We start from the raw sequence: 26,236 nt of genomic DNA, 5'->3' as shown, positions 1-26,236 counted from the left end.
CAGATGGTTCTATTTCTTAATTGGTTAGCGCATAAAAAGTTATTCACGGCATCCTCTCTGATGCACAATTAAACTAAAGACAGCCCCCAACACATCAATTCATCTCTGCCCTATGCCAAACGCAAATACTGAATGGATTGCTCACCTAAAACAAGTGTCGTCACCAGGAGATCTCGATAAGCCCTCCTATCCGCTTGCACCAGATGCTGTCGTGACAATGGGGCGCGAAGCTTGCACTATCGTGGTCGATGGCAACCAATATCCAGCCGTTTCTCGACATCATGCAGAAATTAGAACCCTAGGGAGTGGCGTTCAAATGCAGTGGCAACTCTGCGATCGCAACGCAGCCAACGGCACTTATATCAACGGCGATCGCCTTCAAGGGTGCCGAATTTTACAATCAGGCGATCGCATTACCCTAAGCAAAGATGGGGTAGAGTTCCTCTTTGAGTGCCAGCAAGTCATCTCGTCACAGGTCACAGAACCCGTAGAAATCGCTGCAGTCGCTCCTCTCCCCGAACCATCTGTACAGGAATCTGTAGTGATTTCATCTTCAGAGCAGGCGATCGCCATGCCCGCGACTCCTGTTCAGGTAACTGCTACTCCTGCTGCTATCCGAAGCCTTTGGGATTTAGCATCTGATGATTCGGCTCTAGTATTGGCAGGTCACACTGACTCAATCCGGGCGATCGCATTTAGTCCTAACGGAGAAATCTTAGCCAGCGCTAGCTCGGATAAGACGGTCAAACTGTGGAACCTCAGCACAGGAGAAGAGCTGCAAACGATAGTGGGACATAAACAGTCGATCAGTGCGGTTGCATTCAGCCCAGATGGACAAGTCCTGGCAAGCGGCAGTGCTGATAAAACTATCAAACTGTGGAATCTTACATGTGAGGAACTAAAAACATTTGTCGGGCATGGTAGAGGCGTAAACGCGATTAGCTTTTCACCAGACAGGAAGACGCTGGCAAGTGGGAGCGAAGATAAAACGGTGAAGCTGTGGGAAATTGCCTCAGGTGAATCTATTCGGACTTTCTCTGGACATAAAATGGCGGTAATGGCTGTTGCGTTTAGTTGTGATGGGAAAATCTTGGCGAGTGGTGGTGTGGACAGGTTGATTAAACTTTGGCAACCCGATGCGGGAACCGAGATGTCTATATTGCCTCCCTTCAGAGCTTCTGCCTATACGCTCATGTTTAGCCCAGATGACAATGTGCTGGCGATCGCCTGTGACGATAAGACCATCAAGCTATGGAGCTTGAAACAAGAGCAAGAAATCCGGACAATTTCCAGTCAACCCTGGCAGGTTGGCGGGGTAGCAATTAGTCCGGATGGTCAGAAGTTTGCCAGTGGTTGTGAAGACCACCAGATTAGGGTTTGGTCGATATAGACAAGTCTCTTTTGAGCTTTTGAAACTCAGCCATATCCTTTTCAAGGCTTTTTTGTTGAACCTTCTTGAGTTCTTCCGTCTGTGTTTTAAGTTGGAGTTGCTTTTTCTCGAATTCACCGACGTGAACCATATACTGATCCCCAACCACATCGACTGCATCCCGGAGCCGCCGCTCTTCCGATTCCATTGCCATCATTAAATGTTGAGCAAGGCGATCGGCAATATCTTTCGCAATCTTCTGATAGTGGTCAGCCAATTTCTCTTGCAGCTTTTCTACTGCATCCTCCAGCTTTTCAGCTTTTTCCCAGCGATAGCTAAAGTACATCATAATTCCTACAAGTGGGAGAATCGGCAAAGTGAATACAGCTTTGTTAAACTCCAATCCTAAGAAAGCAAGAATAGGGACTCCAACCATGGCGATCAAGCTAATAAGAGAAATGACTTCGCTCTTAAGCCGTTTGAAAATAAAGCCTTGGAACGTCATTTGTTTGTAGTGCGTTTTGCAGTCCGCAGCCACCGTAGTAATTTGTAGGATTTGATCGACATTAATTTCTCTAGGAGGCTGAAACAACGCAGCAGAAAGATTAGAATCAGGCATAAAATTCAGAGTCCGATAGCTGCTGCGAAGTAAACCAATCAAACCATTTACATTGTAGAGCGTACAAATGCGCGTCCACTCGGCGATCGTCCAGTTCTTAAGGTCACATTGATATAAGTAATTTAGGACAGCATGGATGTCATCACTTCCATTTTTCGTCTGAAAGTGAATATGACAAGAACTCCCTTTAATTACGGCGATGGGCTTAAGTTTTCTGACAAATTGCTTAATTTTATGGGTTAAGCTGTTCTGACGATTTTCGGAAAGGAGATCGCTTTTCGATTGACCAATCTCACTTTTAACCTGTCTAAAGAATTGATCCACTTCTTTTTTGACTGTATCACTCGCTTTCTTGATGTGATCCTTCAGACTGCTCTGTCCAATCTCTTGTAGTTTAGTTTCACCCTGCTGAATTTTGCGAAGAAGGGTCGCTTGCTGATGATTCAGGATCACCTCTATTGCTTTAATTTGTTCAGCCAGTTGAGCTACAGATCGCTGAAAAATTATGGTCTCAATCTTGCCTTGAGCCAGCGTGATTAGAGATTGGCAGAAAGACTCAAATTCCGGCTGAGCATGGGGAAGCAAGACTGTCGCTTTGAGATTACGGGCGATCGGTTGCAGCAGCAGATGTGTTATTTCCACAGAGTCGCTGTACGGCTGAACGTTAACCCACTCTTCCAAATCAGAGAGGTGGTTTTTCGCAACTTCAGGGTTCGTACTCATCGATGGGACTGCAACCACAAATACTTTAGAGACAGTCGCTTGAATGGCTTGTTGAATGAATCGCTGAGTTTCTTTTGAAATAGGCTGATTAAGATCAACAATCAAACCTATGACATCACAATCAAATAAGTTAACCACATTACCTGCATGAACAACTGGGATGAAGTACTCAAATGATAGGATGCCACTGCCAACATCATCGGTTGCAGATCCAAGGCAGATTTGGTTTCCTGCCTCTAATGTTTCCCATGCCTTGATGCATTTGCCATTAAGATAGGTACCGTTACGACTCTCTAAATCTCGAATTTGCCAGCCTGCATTCGGCAAGAATTGCAATTCTGCGTGGCAACCACTCACGAGGTTAAGTGCATCAGCCAACAAAACTTGAGCAGTATGCGGGTTACGACCAATTTTATAGGTCTGGGCGCTCGATAGTTCGTAGTAGGTTGGGGCATTTCCATTTTGGAGAGCCAGAACCGCAGAAGTTAATTCAGGCTCAGCGAAGTCAGGTAATACAGTTGTTCGGATGTCATAGCCCTCTCTCAAACTGGGGCTGTGAGCTAGGAGTTTCTCAAGATTTTGAACTTGCTCTGAATTCTGACCCACGATCTGAAACACTAACTTACCGAGTGTTAGTGATCTTTTTAGATCGGTAAGAGCCTGATAGATGGCGGCATAGGCAGGGGCTTGTGCAACTTGCACTGCAACAAAGTTTTCAACTTCTTCGATCTGCTTTTCCAGTGTATTAGATTTAACTACCATAATATCCTCATGATGATAATGCAATGATGATTCCGCAAATTAAATCATTAGAAGATGACTTTTTTAATTAGAGTTGTAATAGCTCCACCACATCCTCAAAGATACCGACAGCAGCATTCAGTCCAATGTTGGTTGTAACCACTGTCGCCATCAAACCATCCTTAACGGTCATCGTAGTATCTGTTGTGCCATCAATTAAATCGCCTAACCGTTCCATCAGTTGAGAGATTTCATTGACCGTATCCATCAAGTCACCCACGCCATCCTGCTGAAATTGTCTAACTTGTTCCAACGTTGACTGCGTAGATTGTTCAGTTTCATCCCCAATCTCTTGTAGTTGACTGGATAGCTGCTCAAGAATGTCTGTTATATGCTGGCTGAACTCTTCAGTTTTCTCAGTAATTTGCGGCAAATATTCCTCAGCGATCGCCGCTTCCAATGCCGCGACTTTTTCATCAATTTCCGTCTGATGATTCCCCAACTCACCATTCATCTCATCAACCAAATAATCGTGAGTTTCAGACACTACTTCGTCTAAGCCAGACTCCAGTTCCGCAATTGACTCCTTCAAAGATGTGAAAGATTCCTCAGCCGTTTGAAAAGCCTCTTCTAGTTCTGGCGTAACGGATTCCACTTTATTACCCAGTTCAGTAATAGCCTCCTTCGTAGCTTCTAGCTCTTGTTCCATCTCTCCCTTAGCCGATTCCATTTTGCCTTGCAGTTGACTGATTGCCTCAGCACTTTGTTGTGCCTCCGTTGCTAGTTCTTCCTTAACGCTATTGATTTTTTCCAACAATACCTGCGCTCGTTCTTCCAAAGCAGTCCAATTTTCGTCAACTTGATCTGACAGCCCAGTCAGATGCTCTTGCGACTCATCCAAGTTCGTCTGTACCTGATCCGTGTGTTCGAACAAAGTGGTCAGCTTCGTCACGGTTTCGTTTGCGATCGTTCCTAAGTCAGCCATGGTTGATTTACCTCACAAGATTAATTTTCAAAAAAGACGTTATCCAACACCCAAAGAACTTGCCATATCCTCAATTGCATCGATGGCACTCTCGATTGGAGAAACAAACGCTTCAAGCTGGTCAAACAACGGATCAAGGGGTTGACGTTTTTCCTCAGATTCGTCTTTCGCCCCGGTAATCTTGTCGCACATTTCACGAATCGTTTCGCCAATCTGCTTCACCGCTTCGTCAGCAATACTTTTCAGTTCATCCTCAACCTGTTGCTGAAGCTCATCCATCAAGCCATCCACATCTCCGCGAACTACGTTCTCAGCGAGGTCAGTGAGCTTTGTGCCCAACTCCTCTTGAAGCTCACCGAATCGATCCGTCATGTCCTGAACCTGGGTTGATATTTCCTGCTCTGCTTGACCTATTTCCTCCTCAAAGGTCTGGACTTGCTCAGTTGCTGTCGTTTGTGCCGTCTGCATTTTCTCTTGCAGTTCTTCCATCCCCTGACCCACGGTTTCCTGAGCATTCGTCAGTTGTTCTTGCCCTGCCTGGACTTTCTCCTGCATTTGAGTCAGGCTCTGCTGTGCTTCGTCGCATCCTGTTTCTATTGCAGATTTGCGCTCGTCAACCTGACTCTTGAGTTCATCAAGATTTTCCTGCACCGACTGGAGTTCAGCAGTCAACTCAGTTTGGATTTCCTCAATTGCATCCTTTAGTTCTTCGGCATTGCCTTCAAGATCTGCGATCGCCCCTTCCGTCTCACCCTGCTGCGTCGAAACTTCCTCTTGCAGTTCACCCAAAGCTGTCGTAATTTGTTCAATGAGCGTTTCTATAGCCGATTGTTTCTCCTGTAAATAGTTCTGAAAATCAGTCACAGCACTTTGGACTTCGGTTGTACCCTGAACTAAGGTGTTCAGTTCTTCTGGTGCTTGTGCAACCATATTCGCTAACGCGGTATACGCATCGTTCATGATCAAATACTCCTATTGTCAAAATTTACAAGTTTGAATCAACTATCCTGCCAAGCCAAATGTCATCGCTGCTAGTGCCGCTGTTATCAGTTCAAGCAGTACCTTGGCAGCAACAATTGCAGGCACTAAGGGTGCAATTGCAGATGTGACTGTTGTCCCTACTCCCATCAGCGCTAGAGACTCGACGATTTCTTCAGCCAATGCTTTGATGGCGTCCTCAATTGCATCTTGGAAAATCTGTTCCAACTCACTGCTCAGAGAGTTCTCAAAGTGATCTGCCACATTACTCATAATTTCAGTAGCACGGTTCACCAGTTCATCGGCGATCGCCTCAGATTGCTCGCCAAAGTCATTGTATGCAGTTGTTAGCCCTTCTTCCATGTCATCAAAACAGTCGGTGACTGCATCAGTTTGAGTTCCACTAAGTTGCTCATTAAATTGATCTAGAAGGTCTGCTATCGTGCCTTTCAGCGTCTCTCCAATATCTGTTGTCAGTTGTTCAAATTGCCCTTCTGTATCAGTTTTGTGAGCTTCAATGCTCTCTTGTAACTGCGAGATTGATTCAGTCGTATCTGTAAATGCTTGCTCTACTGTTTCCCATACTTGGGTCAGTTCAGATTCCAGTTTCTCTAGCAATGCCTTTGCCTCAGCCATCCCTTCTTTAGCTTCAGTAATATCCCCATCAAACTCAGTGCGACTATTCCCAATCTCTGTTTCCAGGGTATTGCTCACTTCATCCATAGACTGAGCAAATTCATCAATCTGTGATTCCATCTCAGTAATAGCCTCTTGCAGATCATCCAGCGCTGTAGCGCTAGATTCCTGACTATTCTGCAACTCTTGTTGGTTAGAGTCTAAAGCCTCCCAAAAATCAGATAATGTCGTACTCACCGTGGTCGTCAGTTCATTCAACTCTTCACTGTTCGATTCCATCTCTTCGCAAATCGCGCTAATGTCATCGTAAGCTTGATCAAGCGTATTCAATAGCTGAGTTAGATTTTCAGCCGATTCATTGAGAGACTCACCAAATTCTTGTGCAACTGCCATTGTCATCAATCTCCTTTATTACAACTAGATCTTTGCAATTAGCCGAGCATGTCCTCGACCACCTCTAATACATCCATAACTGGCTCAATAACCTCAAGTACTTCATTAATACCGTCCACCACATCTCCTAGCGCTCCATCCAAAAGTTCATGGGATGATTCACTCAAATCACTCAGCGTTGACATCGCGCCGCTTAGCAGTTCGATTGAATCAGTTAATTGACTTTGTACCTCTCCGGTGAACTTTTCAGTCACAGCATCTGTCACTTCACTTGATGTTGTACTCAAAACATCTTCCAAAGTTGAATGCTTTTCTCCACTCCCTGCCATCAGAGAATCCATAGCCTCAAGAACAGACTCAAACTTCTCCCGCAATTCCTCTTCTAAGACATCAAACTGATCGACCAACCCTGTTTTGCGATCGCCCAGTGAAGTTTGCGCTTCATTGGCAGCATTGTGGAATGCTTCAATCTCCCCTTTCAGAGCCTCGCCCTGAGTCCCTGCTTCCGTTTCCGCTGCCTCAATCTGTTGAGCAAACTGATCAAGCCCTGTTTGAACGGTTTCCACTTCGGTTTCCACTTCTGCAAGTGTAGATTCCACATGACTCTTGAAATCTGCTAGCTGAGTCTTCGCCTCACTAGAAACAGTATCGATTTGACCGTCTAGATCACTGATTTTCTGCTGTAAACTGTCTAGGCGCTCTTTAGCTGTTTGCAAATCGCCATCTAGTGTTTCCTCCAATGTATCCAGCACAGTGCTGAAAGCGTCAAATCGAGTCTGAGCATCTTGAGCCGCAGAGTCAAGGCTTGACTTGAGTTCAGCGATCATTTGTTCGACTTGGTTGACGCAATTGATTGCGCGATCGACTTCAAGTGAAAGTGCTTCAGCTCGTGTTTCATTCTGTTCGATCAAATCATTAACCGTTTTGAGATCTGACATTATGTGTTCTCCTAACAAAAGGTTGATATTGGTAATAGAGATGGAGTAGAGGCTATTTACCTTCTCGATAAACGGTCAGGTGATAGCTGCCTCGTCCTTGCGAATTGGTAGCAGGGTAGTAGGCATTGACTCGGACTCGATACTTGCCCGTTCGGTTGAGGGTTGTTGTGATTGAAGAACTCAGGTTGCTGTCACTGATATCGTCACTGAATTCAATCTTTTCTTCTTGTCCATCTGGAGGGATTAAATACAACACCGTATCAAAGCCTCCTTCTCCCCGTAAACTAATGGTGATTGCTTCACCTGATGTGCCATTAAACTCGTAATCCCTAAACAACGTATTTCTGTCAGCACGAGTGTTCACATTGGGTTCACCCAAAGCCAACTTGCCTTCGACATCGATCGGGGTTAAATACTTTCTCTCTGCTTCATCTGCTTGAGTCAGAAGCGATTGTCCCTGGTTTTGCCAAGCTTGAGCAGGACTGCCCATTAACCGACTGGCAGCATCTCTCGCCTCTTTGAAGCGCCCTGCACTCAAGGCTTGCTTAGCCGATTCAAAATCGTTCCAGTTTTTTGCCTCAACCGTTTCCCATTGCTTGCTCGTTGTTTGAGCGCGATCGTAGGCAGGGCTACCTTGAGGGACGGCTTTGAGCATTTGTAGTGCTTTGTCGAAGTCTGCTTTATTTTTTCCCTTCTGGTAGAGTTCCTCTGCAAGGCTATATATTCGCTCTGACCACTTGAACTTTAGAGTTTGAGTTTCTTTTTGAACGGGTGCAGGTGCATCTGAGGCTATCTGACTCAATGTAGAAATTGCACTTTGAAAGGAACCTTTTTTGGCTTGTTGTTGAGCTAAAGCGAGTTGACTTTCTCCCAGCAGATTTCGGACTTCAGTGTAGAACTTTGACTGAGCATCAGAGAAAGATTGTGCCTCCTTAATTGCATCTTGATACTTCTTATCGGCTTTTAGCTTCTGAATCTCCTGCAAGGTCACTTGTTGTTTTGCAGCATTCCCGCAATTCTCAGCTTGCACTTGCGCTTTTGCATAAAGATCTGCGTGATAGCTAGGAAACGCCTTTGCCTGCTCGATACAAGCATCAAACTTATTGTCAGCAAATGATTGCTCAACGACCTTTAAATCTTGCTCCTGCTGCGATCGAGTCTGTATATAGATAGCTCCTACAATCAAAGTCAATGACGCAAGGGTTGCTCCCATACCAATCAAAAAACGATTCCTTTTGAAGTTATTGGGAGAGGTTGGCAATTCTTCCTCAGGTTCCTCGTCAAAAACAAATGCTTCTGCTTGAGATGGAGGTTTCCAGTCAATTCTAATTGTTGGTTGCTGAGTTTCTGGCTCACTCATTTGAGTCTGACTGTAAGCAGACTCCTTCTGCAACTCTGCTGATTTACGTTCTGATGTAGAGGATTGCGTTGATGAATCAAGCTGTTGCAATACTTGAAGAACTTCCATCGCAGACTCGTAGCGATATTTGAAGTAATGTCGCACCATTTTAGTCAGGATATTTGCTAAAACATCACTAACTTCAGCCTGGTCTCGCCAGATTAGCTCTCCATCCTTGTCTTCTAGTAACTGTGTAGGTAACAACCCAGTCAATGCTTGAATGCAAACCATACCCAACGCATATAGATCACTACTGAAGCGGGGTTTTCCACTTGCTTGTTCAGTGGGCATATAACCCGGAGTACCAATTGAAACTGTGATACTTCTCTGTCCAACCACTGTTTGCTGTGTCCGGATCTGTTTAACCGCTCCAAAATCAATCAGCACCAATTCGCCATTATTCCGTCGAACGATATTGTCCGGTTTGATATCTCGATGAATCACATTTTGACCATGAACGAATTCTAAAATGCTCAGAATCTCTTGGAGAAGTTGAACCACCTGCAACTCTGTCCACCGCTCACCCAACGAAAATTCTGTACTTAAGGGATTGCCATCAATAAATTCCTGAACCAAGTAGAATTCTTGCTCAGTCTCAAAAGAAGCTAGCAACTGAGGAATTTGATTATGTTGTTTGCCTAAGCTTTCCAGAATCTCAGCCTCATTCTGAAACATTTGTCTAGCAGCAGGCAAAAAGTTTGGATCGTTCGTCGCTGTTTTCAGTTGTTTTACAACGCATAGTGGATTTCCTGGACGCTGCGTATCTTTAGCAACATAGGTTTGCCCCATTCCACCCGAACCAAGAACACGAACAATTTCATAGCGACCATTCAGTAATTGATTGGCAGTCTCAACGATTCCCTGCTGAGTCAACATTTGAGCTTCTCCTAAATGTTTAGAGTGACGTGTCTGACAAAAGTAGTTTTATCTACCTATCGACTTAATTGGTTCTGGTTTTTCTGCTTATTCATCGGCAAGTAGAGTCATCTATATAAGGCGTTGCTGAATGACGATATGATTTCGAGAAGATCTAAATTAACCTTCCAGACTCTCAGCGATCGCTTCAAAGAACCAGTCAGCAACGCCCTATATAACTCGTTGGTTTACTTCGTCTGGTTTATTCATAGAGATGGAAAGAGCGAGTCTATCTCTGTTGCAGATAGCTTTTATTGATAAATGATCTGTCTCAATCGCGTTACTTTAAGTAGTCATTCCGAAGAGATTTACAATAAATTAAGATTGAGATACACTGCTCCCTTGTTCTATTTCATTTACCTATCTTTGTAAATCATGTTAATCACTTCAATGTTCTTCTTGAATGGTGAAGAATTTGAATCCTATCATTGGCTTGACCATTCGCTTTATGTTTCTATAGTTTTGCTCAATCATGTTACTTAAACACGTAACTTGTTGTAACTCGGTCTTCACATCTGACGTTTCGTCTTCTTTCAGCGCATTTGTTGTCACCAGGTTTGTAGCATTTATCTACATCGATAATTCGTGGGGTTTGAGTGAGTTCTGCAATCAACATGCAGAAAAATCGCCCTGCCGATTTATCATTTCACTTCGCGCTCAGCGTAAAGTCCAGCGTATGCCCCGCTGAACCTACGACACGATAGAGATATTTCCACCTACCTTTAACTTTGATATAGATTTCGTCCACTTGCTAAGAGTCGTTCGTGGGATTTAAGTGGAAGCAATCCGTTTAATTGATTCTGGCGCATATGCTTAAATCCATCGGTAGAGGGTTGGAGGCTCTACCTCTACGCTTCACTCTGCCATTATTCCTCTAAGCCTCGATAATTCGATGAATAGGATTCTATTGCAAAAACTTGGGAGATGGTAAAGTGAGGGGATTAATTGCCCTTTCTCTGTAGCAGGTATGCCCACTTCTGATCTGTTTAAGTGGCAGCACTTTCTGCCCGAAATCATCCTCTCAATGTGTAGCAGTATGTCCGCTACTCCTTAAACGATCGAGACTTGAAAGAGATAATGGCAGCGCGAGGGATTGAGAGCGATCGCCCGACGATTTACCGTTAGCTACATACTCAAATTCTCCCTGAATCTGTTCCCCCAGCTTGGCAGTCAGCGATGTTTTACCAATGCCACCCATTCCTAGGAGTGCGACTAGGCGACAGCGATCGCCCAAAATCCATTGCTCCAATGTCGCCAGATCCTCAGTCCGTCCATAGAAGATGGAAACATCTACAGCCTCACCCCAATCCACTTGGTTCTGAGAAATGACTTCGACCTCCTCTAACGGTTCTGCGTTTCCCGTATCCGAGCGGGGCAAGGTGTAATCATCAGGTTGTAGCTCCAAGCCGAAAGCCTGGAAGATTATTCCTAGTCAGAAGGGCGCTCGCCAAGGGCTGAAGTCTATCTCTACTGTTTGCTCCTTAACTTCGAGCTTAACCCCCCGATTTTCCCTGGTTCTCGACGGGTAGAAACCTGAAACTAAGGTCATTCCAGACATGAAGGAGACAGAGCCATGACGACCCGATTAGTTGCAATGCCTGTGATGTTCAACCAGCCTGTTCTGAGCAAAGTCGATGAGGCGATCGCCCCAAACCAAGCGGGATGGGTAAAGTTCCAGGGAACCTTCTGGCAGGCTCAGTTTTATCGTTCTAGCTGCCAGATGACGGTAAAGCCAGGAGAATGGGTAAAGGTGGTAGGTAGGCAGGGAATCCGACTGTTAGTTGTACCTGTGAACGATGTAAACCAATTTCAGGCTTGTGCTTGAGCCTATGAACCGTCACCATGTCATTCACCTTTTGATGTAAAGAACCCAGCATCCATGATTTGCTGAGTCCGTTCTTCTCGCATCAGCTCATAGGTTGTTGGCTCAGAGTCATCGAAAAATACTTGTTGTTCCAATAGTAGCGTTCCTCTTTCAAAAGCAATCAGATCATTCGGATGATTGTTTCAACCAGTTGAGTATTCATGGCTTTTCCTTCTTTTGAGCCACTAGCGATCGACTCACCCGCTCCGCTTGCTTCGGTGCTTCTATCTCTATAAAAAGTTGAATTGACTTCTGCAAATTTTCATCGACCATCTCGTTCCTATCCATTGCTTTATAAGTTAATCCAAGTTGATAATATGCTTCAGCACAATTATGCTTTGCACCAACACTACGCAATAACTCTATAGCTTCGGCATGGATGGAAAGCGAATTTGAAACCTTACCTTGTTCTCGGTAGAGTATGGCAAGTCCAATTAGAGATATTGCTTTGAGTTGTACAAACTTACCTTGTTCAGCGTATTCAATGGCTCTACCATACATTTCAAGAGATTTTTCAGTGTCCCCTAAGTAGTAAGAAACGAATCCCAAAGTGTATAGTCGATACCCTGTACTGCGTATTCCCAACCTAATTTTTGGAAAGTCCTGCCAAACTTGATCAATATAAAATTTGGCTTCCTCTAAAGAATCTAGATATGAATACAAGCGAGCTAAACAATACCGAGCTTGCGCGGCATGTCTTTTGTAGTCTGTATTTTCAGACAATAAAATCACATCCTTATATAGACCAATTGCCTCTTCAACTTCCCATAAATCTTCTTTGCATAAACCCAAATCCAAAAGAGCAACAATCTCAAGCTCTTTATGGTTGTGAAGACTTGCTATTTTTCTAGACTTTTCGTGAGATTCAAGTGCTTTCAGAGCATTTCCTACCATCCAATAAGCATCGCCAAGTGCTGCATAAAGTCTATTTACAGAATGTTCATTATTAATTCGATCAACAAGATAAGAACATGAAGATATTATTTGTTGCAGCAATCCTAATCTACTAAACGAACTAGCTAAGCTACACGTCAGATCCATCCCAAATTCAGAACTACTTAGCCACTTATTATCTCGTTTTGCTAAAATTATGTTGCTAGCTAGCTCAAAGTCCTTAATTTCTACACAGTGGTAATAGGCTTCAAAGGCTCTTAAAGCATCCTCTATTGTCTCAATTGTTTTTACACTTTCTACCCAAACCTTCGATGCTTTGCGATTTGTTGTTTCCAAATCTTCACTAGTTCTCAACCGCCCGATCGCCTCCCCTCGAATCACCGGATGCAACCAATACTCCCCACCCTCACAATCCACCAGAGATCGATCCTGCAACGCCTTTATCACTCGCCGTCGCTGTCCCTCCACCACATCCCACAATAAGCACAACAATCCCTCAATCGGAACACGCGGCACATCCTGATAACGGTAACACCCCATTCTGCACAATAGATTATATGCCTTCCCATCAAGCTCTTGCATTCTGTTAAATTGAGTCGTCACTAAATCTTCCAAATCTCGTTCAATCAACAAGTCATCTTGATTCACCAACCAGTACACTGAAATATCTCCTGAGAAGTCCTCCGCGATCGCCCCACTCAAAATATCCATCGCCTTCGCATTCCCCCCATAGGCATTGTGCAAAGCCGATAACGCTGATCCTTCCGTCGCAATATTCCGAGACTGAAAATATGTCTCCCAAGCTGCAACATCCAAACTTCTCAATAGATAAGGCTGCACTGTAATACTCGGTTCCCTCAACCGTTCACGAGTCGTAATCAGCGTTAGCGATCGCACCATTGGATCTGCCAACACTCGCAGCAGTTCCACATAACGCCGATGCGCCTCAATCAGTTTGCCCGCCGAATCTAACGCAGGCTCTAAATTATCAATGAGTATGCCAATCCGCTCTGATTGCAGCTTGCGCTTCAGCCGATCAATCGACACCAAGAACTCCCGCCCTGGCTCTTCGCCTAACTGCCGCAACTTCTCCTCAATCAGGCTCTCAACCGAAGCAATATCCTTCGTTTCCTTGGCGATCGGGAACTCCAAAAACGTGCCAAACTCCTGCTGAAGATACTTCCGCGCCAGAGTCGTTTTGCCCACGCCGCCTCTGGCTTGGATGACGATGACTTTTGTGCCCTGGTTCGTGAGAGTTTGGAGATCCGCGATCGCCCCTTCCCGTCCCACAAAATTCGGATCACCCTGAGCCAAGAACGCGATCGCAGCGACTAAATCTGTCTCCTTAAGCTGCAACCTAAATGATTGAAACAGGCAACGAATTGACTCTGAATCAACGCCCTCTTTGCCCTTGAGAATCTTGCTAATCGTGCCAGGGTCAAGCCCTCCCTCCTTGAACTCTCCTGTGAGTTCCTTGATACGCTCCTGGGTACATTTTTTCTCATGCCGAACTTCCCAGACACGAATCGCTTGCTGAAGTTTTCTCAGAGCTTCGGGAGTGAGGAGACGACCGCGATCGCGCTTTTGTCCGGCATTCATGAAGCAACTCCAGCGTGTTGTAAGGAGCTTAACGTCATGATGTCTTACATTTTAAGAAAATTTCGTCAACAACAGAACGAATTCCTATTGAAATATCAAGGAAAGCTTCATCTTGGTTCTCCCACGAAGTTACAGGCACACAACCTTTAGGTAATGCTTGAAGTCTTCCAAAGGGTGTATCCTGCCAAAAAACTGGACGAAGAATAATGGGAATAACTCTTGCATCGCCTGCATCATGACGTTTCATAGCTCGTACTAGCTCTATATCGTAGCAGTACCTTGACGCTATAAAATCTGAACTAACTAACAGTAAGATGATATGAGAAATTTCTAAATGGTGGTCAATTTTACCTTGCCATTCACTGCCTGGTCCGATTTGCCGATCATGCCATCCCTTTATTTTTCCATTATGGATAGCACTGAGATGTTTCTCAAGCTGACTCCTTAACAATTCATCTCGATGGGAGTAAGAAAAGAAGATATCGACATTCGGCTGGGTGTTTGAATTTTTAGTATTTGGTTGAGGTAATTCACAACCAACAAACTTGACAGGTAAACCGATTGTTTCAGTAAGTTTACCCTCTTTATAAAGAGCTTGAATAATCTTAAATCCCTCTTCAGATCCCTCAAGTGTTATAACTATGCTCCCAGAATTAGTCTGTTTTAGTCTAATAGAATAATCCTTTGATGTATGCCGTAAATATTCAATGATTACCTCTATCTGCTCACTTGATGTCTCCTCAAAAGGAGCATCTAAAATAATCTTCCACTCAATCTTCAAAGTATTTCTGCTTTCACAAAGTGGCTCAAAACTAAATGTCTCAGTTTCTTGAAGTAGTTGGGAGGGCATAGCATCACTCTCCAGAGCTGTCTGAACTTTTGTAACCTGCTTCGGTGCGTGAATCTGTTCAAAAATTTGTTTTGCCCGCTCAAAGCTAGCGTTACCTTCATCAAGCTGGTTTGCCTCTCTGTAAGTTAAACCCTGCTGATAATAAGCCTCGGCTAGATCATATTGGGCACCCATTTCTGTTGCTACACGAATTGCCTCGGCATGACACACTACAGCCGCTGGAAAATTCCCCTCTCGTCGATGAAGCTCCGCTCTGCCATTCTGAGCTTTGATGGCTGCCTGGGTATATGGGCTAGCCTGAATACATTCAAGTACGCGATCGAAAATTTTGACTGCCCTTTCGAGTTCTCCTAATTTCATGTAGGTTTGTCCTAGATAAGACAGACGATATTCCGTCACCCAAAACGGTAAACTCTTCTCTGGTAAATCATCATAGAGCCTATTTGCAATTTCTAATGCGGACTGTGTCTGACCCAAATAGGACTGTAAGAAAGCCACATAGAACAGAGCAGAAGGCGCAAATTTTTCATAGTTCACGGCTCTGCTGAGTTCTACAATTTCAAGAAAATCAGCAAGGGCTGTTTCCAAGTCCCAAAATCCAATCTTGCAAATGCCGATCGTCAATCGCGCATTGATTTCAACGATCTTAAGATTCAACCTGACATCCCTTAGATAGGAGTCAGATTCACCCACTAACAACGCACTCGCCGCAGTTTTTTTTGCTTCCTCGCAGTGCTGAATTGCCTCCGGGATATGACCTGACAACCAGGCGATCGCTCCCAATGTATGCCGCAATTTTGCCTTTCGGTAGGCATAGTTTAATTGCTCTAATGGGGTTGCATCTTCCTCGATAGTGAGGTTATCCAACACATTGGAAATAGAGTTTACCATTTGTTGTAAAAAACCGCGCTTGTAAAATGAGCGCATTAGGGATTCATTTGTTCCCCAAACATTTAAGCGTTTTCCCATCAACACATCTGCTGCTCTTGGAAAATCACCGATTTGTACATAGTGGTGGTAAGGCTCCAAAGCTGTGAGCGCCTCTGGTGTTTTTTGAATTAACTGGATACTTTGCCCCAAAAAGCTAGCAGCTCTCAAGTTTGCTTCGTGCCAATCTCTCGTCGTTTTCAAGCGTCGAATCGACTCTTTACGAATGACAGGGTGAATCCAGAACTGTCCTTTATGGAATGTAAGTAACGAACGGTTTTTTAATGATTGAATAACACTATAACGTTCATCCTCCGCAACATCCCATAGAAGACAATCTAGTCCTGCAATAGGAACGGAAGGAACATCTTGATAGCGATAACAGCCTGAACGACAGAGAAGGTTATATTCGCTAGAATTAACTTGCTCCAGACGTTGAAACTGCTTCCTCACCAAACCTTCTAATTCTGGTGGTAAGTAGTTCTGATTCGTCTGCCAATAGATTTCCGCATCACCCTCAAATTCTAAGCAAACGGAAGCGCTCAAAATATCCATTGCTTTGGCATTACCGTCATAGAACTGGTGCATAGCCAGGATTGCTGGACTGCTTTGAATTCCTTTCGATTCAAAAAACTGATGCCATGCTTCCAAGGACAATCCATCCAAGTGATAGTGACTTACTGTAATATTTTCAAGCAACCTCTCTCGGCTAGTGACCAAAGTTAAAGCATTAACATCCGGATCAGATAGAACCGTTAAAAGTTCAACATAACGACGGTGATCAGCAATAAAGCTGCCATCACCATTTAAAGCAGGTTCTAAGTTGTCGATCAAAATACCAATATGCTGGGGATGTTTGCGAAGCTTCTCCCTCAATCGCGAAAGGGTAATGCCAAACTCGCAGCCAGGTTCTTCATGAAAATAACGACGTAGCCATTCTTCTACAATACTTTCAACTGAAATAATGTTCTTGGTTTCTGTTGCCATCCATTTTTCTAGACATAGGGCAAATGTGCCTTGCTTGAAATATTTCCGAGCTAACGTGGTTTTACCAACGCCGCCCCGCCCATGAATCACAATAATTTTTGCATCTTGAGCTATCTTATTGAGCGCAACGATCGCCTCTTCTCTACCCACAAAACTCCGATCCGGGGTTTGTCCCACCTGCACATAATCTTGCTCAGCCAGAGCCAGATCGAAGGATTGAAACATCCGCTCAATGCTACTCAGATCGCTTCCCTCTGTGGCTCCCAACACTTTGCGAATAGTATCGGAATGCAAGCCCGTCATCTCTGCCAGCTTTTCTTGGGAATAGCGATATCCAGTATTTCGCGCCGATTCCCACTCCCGCAACCGACGCTGGAGCTTTTGCAATCCTTCCGGAATTAAAATATAACCACGATTACGCTTTTTCAAAGACATAGGGCGGCGCTCGACTGTGAGAGGTACAGTTACAATGGCAGCATCTATAATTTTCTATCAGCTTACAGTACTTTTCTGTCAATTATCTAGACAGGAAGCAATTATTTTCTATAAGTTTCTTCGTTTTGAGTCAAAGTCCGCTCTTTATATGTCTATAAAATAGACACTTCCCAGATAAAGTGGTGTAGGCTCTTTCAGTGAACTTCCAAATGACTACGCTCTATCAAGTTTTAGAATCTAGATTTTATACGTCATCACAGAATTGCAACCACCTCCGGCTAACAGCTAGCAGGTTCTTATGAGCGATCATCTTCAAGACCACCCTACGAAATATGATGAAGAACAAAAGCAGTTTTGGCAGAATCTACATCAGGTATTAGAGCAGTTTAAGGCTGACTTAGAGGCTACCAACGTAGAATTAGCACAAGGTTTAGGTATCAGCCGTCAGCCGCTGGTGACATTTATGCAGACTCTTGGGGATCGGGGTTTATCTATTCATCGGGTTCACTTGGTGAAGCTTTGGGACTTTCTAACCTCCCCCTCTCTCTTAGAGCATAAGAAAATATCTAAGGGAGCAAAACAAAAACGTCTGCAACTGAGAAAAGAAGGAGCGGATCGCCTCTTAGAGGCGGCAGGTTTTTTGCCCAGTGCGCGATCGAATCGATCGAACAGAGAACAGCAGAGCCAGCGCATTCGAGCGATGTTGGCAAGTTTGCCTGATATTGGGTTTGCCAATTTTAACAGCTTAATTAATGATCTAGAGGTGGCGATTCGAGCTAGGGCATTTCCTTATACCCAGCAGTTGCCCTCCGAGCAAACTTCTAACCCAAATCTATTGTCCATTCCCGATCGCATTCAGGCTTTATTTTCAGAACCCCTTAAATCTGAGATATCCAGTCCCATTATCCTCGGCGAGATTCAAAGATTTCTGGCAACTGCTTCAGCTTCTGGTCGATTTGATCTCAACGATGTAGAACTCTTTGAGCTTGGCTCATCAATTTTGAGCGATCGGCATCTGAAGCAGTCCATCAACCCCTATATCCGAGTTAAAGTCTATCAATGTCAGTTTACTGTTCTGACTTTTTCACTTCAACACTACCTGGATGATACCGAGACTGTCCTTAAAAAGGAGTTGAAGCAGTCCCAACTGGCAGTTGAGTCTCAGTTGTACTACGACGACTCTCGAACCAGATTCGGAGAGAAATATGATTTTGCTGAGAGCAAGTCTGTAGATAGCCCCTTTATTATGGAGGCAAAAATTATTTGTCAATTCCCAGAGATTGACGAAGAGATTTGCTGGCTATATCGATCTTCTGCAACCCATATTGAGAACACATTAACAGCATTGGCGATCGGCATGGGCTATTGCCAACACCTAGAGCTAATCGAGAGTTCTACACGCTCCCTGAGCCAGCAGGGCTATGGTCTAGTTAAGGCTTCTGTAGCGTTCCGTGAAGTGGGTGCTGAGGCTGGAACGGGCGAAGGCGGAATTTATGAGAGTACATGGGTCGATCGCGGTACGATTAAAGCGATTATACAATCCTCACTGAACGCCACAAGCAAATGGTTGTCTGACAAGTTAGAACGTCAGGAGAACTATAAAAACTACTATATAGTATGTCAGGCAGTTGCTGAGATTGAGAACGCTTTAGCACAGGGCAGGAAACTTCTGAATGACTATGCATTTCGTCAGATTAAGGATAGCTCTGCGAATCGTTATCTTGGCAAACGTGTTCTTGATAAAGTTCAAGAGCTTCAACGCGATATGCTACGGGATAATCCTATTTTGCAAGACTGTTTTGGTGCTTATCTAAAACGACAGAGTTGTTTTGCAAACCTTACCTGTGCTCGATCTGCCCATGTTGAAGGCAACTTAACTCAAGCTCGTAAGTTTTTAGATGAGGTAGAAAGACGACTACGTGGAGACAGTAATATTCAGCAATGCTTGGAGATTAAAATCCTTTATGAGATTGAGTGGATGGTGCATCAATTTTTCTCTGGCGATTCAACCTTCTTATCAACTAAGCAATGGCAGTCTTCTCTTGTAGATCGACTGAGTATGTTGAATCAATATATTGCGCAGCAGAATTTGAGATATGGAAAGTACTCTGGTCGATTTGATTTTAGTACATATCTCTGTGCCTCCGAGATCTTCGGCAGGATTGCACGGCTCAATCTTTGCTTTTGTGATGAGGACGATTACAGCATTTTGAAGGAATCGATTCAACACTCAATTCGTGCGGCTTACTGCGCCTCTAAGATTGGTTATCGTCAGCGGTCTGCTCATTGGCTGGTGAATGCTAGCCGAATTCATAGTCGCTTAGGCGATCCAGAGGGCTTGGCAAAACCCCTATGTGAAGTTGCATCCCGGATTATTCGAGCGTCTCTGGAACCCACCTACAGTGGTCAGTACATTGACTCAATCATGGCAGAGGTCAACTTGGCATACGGAGAGTGGTATTTACTGGTTGAGAAAGATATGCCTACTGCAATCAACTATTTTCTGAAGTCGCTACGTGGAGCTATTTATATTGGTTTTGCTCGGTTAATTGCCGATGGAATTTACGGTATGGCCAGAGCCTCGCAAAATTTGAGTAATTACAGGATTAGTAAATCGTTAAAACAAGCACTTAATGTTGACAGACTGCAATCAGATATATTTTCATTAGATGAGAAGCAACAAGGGTGGAACGAAAATAGCATTGCAGCCCATGTCATTGAATTTCTGAATGAATTAGATAAAACAAAAGATTGGAATCTGGTGTCTGAGCAATTTAAGCAGCAAGCAAAATGGATATGGCAGCGGTGGTTTACAGAAACCCACCCTGGAGAAATCAGCAGTCATCCTGTCGTTGAGAAGATCGATGATTACACGTATCTAGCCAGGTTAAAAGGGCAGAGGTAGAGCGATCGGAGATTCCGCTAGACAACATCTCGGATTTCTGATAAATCGCTGCGATAGGATAAAGTCACTCCTCTCGTCTCCTGTATCTTAGTTTTCTAATCACAGGGTAACAAGATAACAGCTTGTATACTTCTCAGACCTCCTCTTACTATGCTTCAATCCTTGCCTCTAATTTTGACGCTTAAACTGGATCAACCTACATTTGAGTTCTTCGATCGCCTCCGTCAGCAGTATTTTCCGCCTGCAAAGAACTTTTTGTCTGCTCATGTAACTCTTTTCCATACCCTACCCGGTGAACAGGAACATCAGATTCAACGACTTCTCCAGGATCTCTGCTCAGATGCACCTGTTTTGTCTCTTACTTTTCCAGGTCTACGTTTTCTAGGGCGAGGGGTGGCGGCAGAAGTGAGTTCTCCAGTCCTAGTTCATCTGCAACAACAGCTTGCAATGGGGTGGATGCCCTGGCTGACCCGGCAAGATCAACAGCACTACCGACCTCACATTACCTTACAGAACAAAGTCACTCCAGAGGTAGCGCGTGAGTTGTACGATCGGCTGAACCTTGAATGGCAATGTTTTTCAGGTCAAGGAGAAGGGCTTCTGCTTTGGTACTATAAAGGTGGAGAGTGGGAAATGGCGGGCGAATTCCCTTTTTTAGGATTTAAGGTGCTCTAATCCTCATTCGTTATGTAAGAGCAGACAGGTGGTTTAGATTTGTGTATATTGAGTTTTCGGTAGTGCTTCAAAGAATCGTGGGATAAGTGACGATGTCTTGCCAAGACCAGGGTCGCTCTGTCAGTTTTGCTCGTTGAGCCACCGTTGTCTTAAATCGGTTATGCTACCAGATCCAATTGAAGTAGCTCACGACTAATCGGGTGGTCACTTTCGTTTGTTCCCACATCTTGCCAAATTTATTCTGCCGTCGATGCCACTTTCCAGTCTGCTGCCTGACTATGCATTATTTGAAGTATCGGACAGTTCCTCTCCCCGCTTAAATCATTACCCTTTCAGCAACGCCAGGAAGCTTTACCGGAGACCGTCTTCATGGTGGACTCAATTCCGCATTCCTGGCTCTTTCCACGAGTTGCGGCTGTTATTCATCATGGTGGTGCGGGGACGACAGCCGCAGGTCTCAGGGCAGGTGTTCCGGCGATCGTGATTCTGTTCTTTGGTGATCAGTTATTTTGGGGGCAGCGCGACGCGAAATTAGGCGTTGGTCCAGAACCAATTCTTCGTAAGCAACTTACGGTTGAACGACTTGCTCAAGCGATTCAAACGGCTGTGACCGATCAATCGATGCGGCAACGGGCAGCTACTGGGGATGAAAATCCGTGCCGAGCATGGGATTGCCCGCGCAGTTGCCGTCGTGCAAAAAATCGAAAAATGCGGGGCGGTCTGCCGATGACTCAATGCAATATTATCAGTCGGTCAATGTATTCCAACTTTTCCTAAAAACCTACTATAAAGAGTAGTGAGCAAGCAAAGATTAAGTGCTTCAGCGGTTGCACATTTTGTGTAAATCTATTTATAGGACATTCGCCAACAGTGCTGGTGAGCGCGATCGCTCACCAGCACTAATGTAGATCGAGGCGATTCACAAGTCAGTATCAGCAACGGAATAGAAGACAACCTAAATTGCAACATCCTCCCAGTAAGGCGGACTGCCAAATCGTTTTACTAAGAAATCAATAAACGCCTTGACTCGTAGCGAATGTCTACGATTCGATAAATAGTTATGGTGCAGGCTTTAGTGCCGCTACGCTCGTATCGAAAAACTGCTTTCGACTCAACTCGCATAAGCACAGTTGTGCTGATTTAGGCAACTTAACTCGATACAGAAGTCAGGGGGTTTTTTGCAAAAACTTGGGAGATGGTAAAGTGATGGGATTAATTGCCCATTCTGTGTAGCTTGTATGTCCGCTTCCAACCTGTTTAAGTGGCGACACCTTCTGCCTGAAATCATCCCGCTCAAGGTACGGTGGTATTGCTGCGCCCCCTTGAGCAATCGACTCTTGAAAGAGATGACGGCAGGGCAAGGAGTTGAGGGGAATCGCTCGATGATTTACAGATAGGTGCAGAGCGCCGCCCCCGAATTAGCTCGGCGGGTTCATCCGCCTCTTCAGTTAACCCACGATCCATGGTGCATCAATGAGATTTACGCATGAAGATGATTTGCAAAGAACAAGTTAAAGGAATCGGTCAAGAGCATAATGTTGGTCAAGCAACTTTGGTCGCTAAATTCTTCGGCGTTGTGGATTAAGCCTACTACCGTGAAAGAGTTCTTCTACTCTTCAAAACTTCTTGTAACAGAACGAAAAAATCCCTCTTATGAATGCTAAGTTACTACATTTTTTCAGCCAAATGCTGCTGTTGAATCTCACCATTATCATTACGATACTTATGGGAAATATATCTTCAGTGAAAAGCATAGAAACCACTTTAAATATGGCAGAATCAACTTCAGAAAAAGTCTCCGTAGATCAACTTCAACTTTCGATTCTTTTATCTGATGAAACTAAAGCTACCTCAATTTATCCGACTAAACCTCTTCCATCTAATTCACTAGAAGCCCCCACTCTCCCCCCGATCGCCAACCAAATTGCTCAAGCCCCGCTGCCACCCAATCCTATTCCCCAACCTCCTTTACCGAGTGCGCCCCTGCCCCCGCTGCCGCCCCCTGACGAGCTTTTACCCACTCCCGTACCTCCAGCCACACCATCAGAGACACCCGCAGAAATTCCTCAAACGCTTTTTGTGCAACGATTTGCAGTGGTGGGCAGTCGAGTCTTCACTCCAGAAGAATTTGCTGCGGTCACCGCTCCTTTCACTGGACGAGAAATATCCTTTGCCGAACTATTGCAAGCGCGTTCAGCAGTAACACAGCTTTATGTTAGTCGGGGATATGTGACTTCTGGTGCTTTCATTCCGCCCCAAACGTTAAAGGGTGGAGTCGTTAAAATTCAGGTGATTGAAGGCAGTTTAGAAGACATTAATATCACAGGCACTCGACGGCTCCAGTCTAGCTATGTTCGCAGTCGGATTAGACTAGCAGCTTCTACGCCGCTCAATGTGCCTCGATTGTTAGAGGGCTTACAGCTTTTACAGCTTGACCCTCTCATCGAGAGTATCTCAGCCGATCTGCAAGCGGGAACCCGTCCGGGCATCAGTTTGCTGCAAGTCCAAGTCGCAGAAGCAGACACTTTTAGTGTTACCCCCTCTATCGATAATGGGCGATCGCCCAGTGTCGGCAGCTTTCGTCGTCAACTGGAAGTAAGGCAAGCCAACTTAATCGGCTTTGGTGATGACTTACAAGTCAGTTACAACAACACTGATGGCAGCAACGGCATTGATACCAGCTACACACTTCCACTCAATCCCCGCAACGGAACTTTGCGCTTCTCCTACGGGATAACTTCCAGCAGCATTATTGATCCTGACTTTGAAGTCCTCAATATTGACTCTAACTCTCGCTACTACGAAATATCCTATCGTCAGCCTCTCTTTGAATCCCCCTCTGAGGAATTCACGCTGGGTATTACGGCTTCTCGACAAGAGAGTCAAGCTGAATTTTTAGAGGAGAATCTCCCCTTTCCCTCACTGGGAGCAGATGAAAATGGACGTACAAAAATTTCTGCCTTGCGTTTTTTCCAAGAATGGACGCAGCGCAGTAACAATCAAGTTTTAGCAGCTCGCTCTCAAGTGAGTTTAGGATTAAATTTGCTGGACTCAACTATCAATGAGAGAACGCCCGACAGCCGATTTTTATCCTGGCGAGGACAGGGACAATGGGTGCGGTTGTTAGCGCCTGATACACTGCTGTTAGTACGTGGAGATGTACAACTGGCAGATGGGTCATTACTCCCCTCCGAACAATTTGGTTTAGGAGGACAAGAAACGGTGCGAGGATATCGGCAGGATGCTTTATTAACGGATAATGGAGCGCTGCTATCTACAGAAATACGTATTCCCATCTTACGAGTACCGAGTATTAAAGGACTATTACAAGTGACCCCTTTTGTGGATCTGGGGACGACGTGGAATAGTTCGGGGGAAGATCCGAATCCGAATAGCTTAATTGGAGCTGGGGTCGGGTTGTTGTGGGGGATAGGGGACACTTTTTCAGCGCGGCTTGACTGGGGAATTCCGCTGATTCGGGTGGAGTCGAGCGATCGCACTTGGCAGGAAAACGGGGTGTATTTTTCGGTCAGGTATACGCCGTTTTAGAACTCGTGCGAGATTGGGAGATGTCTGGGTTACCTATTGCAACTGATCTGGGTGGTAGAAGACTGCACGATCGCGGAGATGCAGCTAACATTCTCTCTCTCTGCGGTTTTGACCCAGCCTCAAACTTCTACAATCTCGTTGCAATTAGGCAATTTGCCTCTCTGCGTGGCTTTGGGGTTCTTAGCTTCTGAGAGGTGCCGACTGACTGGTTGAATTGTTATGGGCGATCCAGTGGGGGAGGGTTGAGCTTGCTCCCAATTGATCAGTGGAACTAGGCGATAGTTCACCTCTGCCTATGATGATGAACTCGCTGGGAGTTCGGTTGAGCGCATCTCTATCAGAGTAGGTTTGGGAAACAAGGCTGAAGGCATCAATCATATCGATAGGAATTTCTATAGCGCCCTGGCTGGGGTCTGGGTCAATTTTGTTGATGGTGACGGAGTCGGGAGCACAGGTGGAGATCTTCATGTAGGCGATCGCACCTTATCTCCCAACCTGCAAGTTCTGCTCAATTAGCGCATCTTCCCAGTGCTGGGAAATCCCCACGCGTCATCCTGGTGCTTGCCGCTAGTCCTGCCGATTAAGCCCGATTACGGCTAGATAATGAAGTGCGAGAAGTTGACCAAGGATTGCGCCTGAGCCAACAACGAGAGCAATTTGATCTTTAGCAACGCTGGGCAGTACGTCCCGATGATTTGCGTCGCGCACTATTCGACATTCAACCACAGGTTCTTCACTTTTGTGGGCATAAAGAAGGTACAGCAGGTTTAGTTTTAGAAGGTGAATCAGGCAGCGCTAAGCTACCGTCAACCGCAGCACTAGCTAGCTTATTTCAACTATTTTCCAGCCGCGGCTAGAATTCGTCGCCCTCAACGATTGTTACTCCAAAGTCCAAACGGATGCGATTATCCAACACATCCCTTATGTAATTGGTATGAATGACACGATTGGCGATACAGCCTCTGTTAAGTTTTCAGTTGGCTTTTATGATGTATCAAGAGCCGGATGGTCTTATCCAGATGCTTATCGATTGGGTTGTAACGCGATCGCTCTATCAGGAATCATCCAAGATTCGACTTCAGTCCTTAAAAGCAGAACTCGTTGAATCCTGGTTTGGATATTGACTAGCTAGTCGTCCCTGAAAAACTCTAAAGCTTAACAAGAGCAAGGATTATAGCCTCTAAGAGCCATGATAGAATTGTCAGAAACTGAGCAAAACTTGGCAAAAACTGGTGAAATCATGAGCCCATCTCACCCCCCATCAGCATCTTCTGAAACACTCCTGGCACCCCTGCTCAAAGTAGACCATCCCCTCGTTCAACTTTCATCGACCCTGGATTGGGACTACTTTGAGCAAGAATTTGCTAGCCTTGCCAGCGAGGTCGGTCGTCCCCCGCTGCCGACTCGATTGCTGGTGGGATTGCACTATCTCAAGGCACTCTACGATGAAAGTGATGAATCTGTCATTGTAGAGTGCCTTGAGAATCCCTACTGGCAATACTTTTGTGGAGAACAAAACTTTCAACATGATTTTCCTTGTCATCCAAGCAGTTTAGTGAAATGGCGAAAACGAGTCGGTGCGAACGGGGTTGAGAAGCTTCTCAAACAAGTCTTGAGAATTGCAATGCAATATCAAGCTCTGACGAAACGTGAACTCAAAGGCGTCACGGTGGATACAACGGTTCAACAGAAGGCGATTGCCTTTCCCACCGATGCTCGGTTGTATGAGGGGTCGAGCCGAGATACGTGTAAAATAGTGCCACGGAACCTGGAAATGATTGTTGTGCCTGTATTTCAGACATTGAAGCCCTGAACACCCAAAGCCTTGAATAGCTGCGGGGCACGGCAACTACTC

At 45.0% G+C, this 26,236-nt stretch carries 20 protein-coding genes and 2 pseudogenes; 8 read left to right on the top strand and 14 right to left on the bottom strand.

Features of this window, described 5'->3' with window-relative positions:
• The first annotated feature begins 112 nt into the window (after positions 1-112).
• On the top strand, positions 113-1,390 hold the full coding sequence (locus tag KME11_22040) for an FHA domain-containing protein (protein ID MBW4517894.1): 1,278 nt from the start codon (positions 113-115) through the stop codon (positions 1,388-1,390).
• Here the strand turns inward: KME11_22040 and KME11_22035 are convergent.
• The 8 genes from KME11_22035 to KME11_22000 all read right to left on the bottom strand — a co-directional run bounded on the left by KME11_22035 (position 1,371) and on the right by KME11_22000 (position 11,101).
• Positions 1,371-3,473 carry an FHA domain-containing protein gene (locus KME11_22035; GenBank protein MBW4517893.1) on the bottom strand — a complete coding sequence of 701 codons (2,103 nt, stop codon included), beginning with the start codon at positions 3,471-3,473 and terminating at the stop codon, positions 1,371-1,373. The genes KME11_22040 and KME11_22035 overlap by 20 nt on opposite strands.
• Before the next feature lie 67 nt (positions 3,474-3,540).
• Entirely contained in the window at positions 3,541-4,437 is an 897-nt protein-coding gene (locus KME11_22030) for a hypothetical protein (GenBank protein ID MBW4517892.1), read from the bottom strand.
• 39 nt (positions 4,438-4,476) lie between these two features.
• On the bottom strand, positions 4,477-5,397 hold the full coding sequence (locus KME11_22025; protein ID MBW4517891.1) for a hypothetical protein: 921 nt from the start codon (positions 5,395-5,397) through the stop codon (positions 4,477-4,479).
• 42 nt (positions 5,398-5,439) lie between these two features.
• A complete protein-coding gene (locus tag KME11_22020) occupies positions 5,440-6,444 on the bottom strand; it encodes a hypothetical protein (GenBank protein ID MBW4517890.1) in 1,005 nt (334 codons plus the stop codon).
• A 38-nt stretch (positions 6,445-6,482) separates the two neighbouring features.
• A complete protein-coding gene (locus KME11_22015) occupies positions 6,483-7,382 on the bottom strand; it encodes a hypothetical protein (protein ID MBW4517889.1) in 900 nt (299 codons plus the stop codon).
• A gap of 52 nt (positions 7,383-7,434) precedes the next feature.
• Positions 7,435-9,657: a protein kinase gene (locus KME11_22010; protein ID MBW4517888.1), complete on the bottom strand. Its 2,223-nt coding sequence runs from the start codon at positions 9,655-9,657 to the stop codon at positions 7,435-7,437.
• A gap of 685 nt (positions 9,658-10,342) precedes the next feature.
• The gene (locus KME11_22005) at positions 10,343-10,444 is read right to left on the bottom strand and encodes a DDE-type integrase/transposase/recombinase (GenBank protein MBW4517887.1); all 102 of its coding nucleotides are present in this window, start codon (positions 10,442-10,444) and stop codon (positions 10,343-10,345) included.
• A 273-nt stretch (positions 10,445-10,717) separates the two neighbouring features.
• On the bottom strand, positions 10,718-11,101 hold the full coding sequence (locus tag KME11_22000; GenBank protein MBW4517886.1) for an ATP-binding protein: 384 nt from the start codon (positions 11,099-11,101) through the stop codon (positions 10,718-10,720).
• Positions 11,102-11,269: 168 nt separating this feature from the next.
• Between KME11_22000 and KME11_21995 the strand changes: the two genes are divergently transcribed.
• Positions 11,270-11,521 (top strand): NfeD family protein, encoded by a 252-nt coding sequence (locus KME11_21995; GenBank protein ID MBW4517885.1) that lies wholly within the window; start codon positions 11,270-11,272, stop codon positions 11,519-11,521.
• Between the two features lie 198 nt (positions 11,522-11,719).
• On the opposite strand, the gene KME11_21990 is transcribed toward KME11_21995, so the two are convergent.
• Together KME11_21990 and KME11_21985 are read right to left on the bottom strand one after the other, a co-directional pair.
• Entirely contained in the window at positions 11,720-14,053 is a 2,334-nt protein-coding gene (locus KME11_21990) for a tetratricopeptide repeat protein (GenBank protein ID MBW4517884.1), read from the bottom strand.
• A 34-nt stretch (positions 14,054-14,087) separates the two neighbouring features.
• Positions 14,088-17,252, bottom strand: a complete 3,165-nt coding sequence (locus KME11_21985; GenBank protein MBW4517883.1) for a tetratricopeptide repeat protein — start codon at positions 17,250-17,252, stop codon at positions 14,088-14,090.
• A gap of 298 nt (positions 17,253-17,550) precedes the next feature.
• On the opposite strand from KME11_21985, the gene KME11_21980 reads away from it, so the two are divergent.
• Positions 17,551-20,157 (top strand): hypothetical protein, encoded by a 2,607-nt coding sequence (locus tag KME11_21980; protein ID MBW4517882.1) that lies wholly within the window; start codon positions 17,551-17,553, stop codon positions 20,155-20,157.
• A gap of 150 nt (positions 20,158-20,307) precedes the next feature.
• Positions 20,308-20,832, top strand: a complete 525-nt coding sequence (locus tag KME11_21975) for a 2'-5' RNA ligase family protein (GenBank protein MBW4517881.1) — start codon at positions 20,308-20,310, stop codon at positions 20,830-20,832.
• 67 nt (positions 20,833-20,899) lie between these two features.
• On the opposite strand, the pseudogene KME11_21970 reads toward KME11_21975, so the two are convergent.
• A pseudogene (locus tag KME11_21970) lies at positions 20,900-21,112 on the bottom strand (IS1 family transposase).
• An 89-nt stretch (positions 21,113-21,201) separates the two neighbouring features.
• On the opposite strand from KME11_21970, the pseudogene KME11_21965 reads away from it, so the two are divergent.
• Positions 21,202-21,562: pseudogene (locus tag KME11_21965) on the top strand (hypothetical protein).
• A gap of 563 nt (positions 21,563-22,125) precedes the next feature.
• On the opposite strand, the gene KME11_21960 reads toward KME11_21965, so the two are convergent.
• Positions 22,126-22,296 carry a hypothetical protein gene (locus KME11_21960; protein MBW4517880.1) on the bottom strand — a complete coding sequence of 57 codons (171 nt, stop codon included), beginning with the start codon at positions 22,294-22,296 and terminating at the stop codon, positions 22,126-22,128.
• Positions 22,297-22,602: 306 nt separating this feature from the next.
• Here KME11_21960 and KME11_21955 point away from each other — a divergent pair, with 306 nt between their 5' ends.
• Complete coding sequence (locus KME11_21955) at positions 22,603-24,381, top strand: ShlB/FhaC/HecB family hemolysin secretion/activation protein (GenBank protein ID MBW4517879.1); 1,779 nt, start codon at positions 22,603-22,605, stop codon at positions 24,379-24,381.
• 180 nt (positions 24,382-24,561) lie between these two features.
• Here KME11_21955 and KME11_21950 read toward each other — a convergent pair whose 3' ends face one another.
• Both KME11_21950 and KME11_21945 read right to left on the bottom strand, forming a co-directional pair.
• Positions 24,562-24,849: a hypothetical protein gene (locus tag KME11_21950; protein ID MBW4517878.1), complete on the bottom strand. Its 288-nt coding sequence runs from the start codon at positions 24,847-24,849 to the stop codon at positions 24,562-24,564.
• 99 nt (positions 24,850-24,948) lie between these two features.
• Positions 24,949-25,107, bottom strand: a complete 159-nt coding sequence (locus tag KME11_21945; GenBank protein MBW4517877.1) for a hypothetical protein — start codon at positions 25,105-25,107, stop codon at positions 24,949-24,951.
• Positions 25,108-25,315: 208 nt separating this feature from the next.
• Between KME11_21945 and KME11_21940 the strand changes: the two genes are divergently transcribed.
• Both KME11_21940 and KME11_21935 read left to right on the top strand, forming a co-directional pair.
• Complete coding sequence (locus KME11_21940; GenBank protein ID MBW4517876.1) at positions 25,316-25,486, top strand: hypothetical protein; 171 nt, start codon at positions 25,316-25,318, stop codon at positions 25,484-25,486.
• A 135-nt stretch (positions 25,487-25,621) separates the two neighbouring features.
• A complete protein-coding gene (locus KME11_21935) occupies positions 25,622-26,194 on the top strand; it encodes a transposase (GenBank protein ID MBW4517875.1) in 573 nt (190 codons plus the stop codon).
• Positions 26,195-26,236 lie beyond the last annotated feature (42 nt).

This window comes from Timaviella obliquedivisa GSE-PSE-MK23-08B (assembly GCA_019358855.1).
GTDB classification, from domain to species: Bacteria; Cyanobacteriota; Cyanobacteriia; order Elainellales; family Elainellaceae; genus Timaviella; species Timaviella obliquedivisa.
Note: the sequence above shows the minus strand (reverse complement) of the source record. Positions and strands in the feature narration are given on the sequence as shown.